The sequence below is a fragment of the Vibrio sp. 10N.222.55.C7 genome, assembly GCF_041473335.1.
In the GTDB taxonomy this organism is placed as follows: Bacteria; Pseudomonadota; Gammaproteobacteria; order Enterobacterales; family Vibrionaceae; genus Vibrio; species Vibrio crassostreae_C.
The window spans coordinates 1-251 of record NZ_JBFRSC010000122.1; the positions used below are offsets into that span (position 1 = coordinate 1).

1 protein-coding gene is annotated in these 251 nt (G+C 45.0%); it reads right to left on the bottom strand.

What is annotated here, in order from left to right:
- Positions 1-251, bottom strand: a 251-nt coding sequence (locus AB4482_RS22960) for a VCBS domain-containing protein (protein WP_372181797.1), incomplete at both ends; no start/stop codon positions are given.

A 251-nucleotide genomic window follows, 5' to 3' on the forward strand; every position in this document is an offset into this window, starting at 1 on the left:
GTAATAGTAACTTGATGTGGCGTGCCATCGGCAGAGTGAACGGTGATGGTGTCGGTTGCCGTTTTGCCTTGCGCTAATGCTTGCACGGTCGGATTTTGATTGTCTAAATCATAGGTCCAATCACCGTTATCTTTAAGATGTAGGGTGCCTAATGAACCAACAATGTCTGTATTCGAGAAGTGCGCTTCATTGGTATCGGTGTCGCTAATAGTTAATGAGCCCGTTGTTTGAAGTTGAGACTCTTCAGTTAC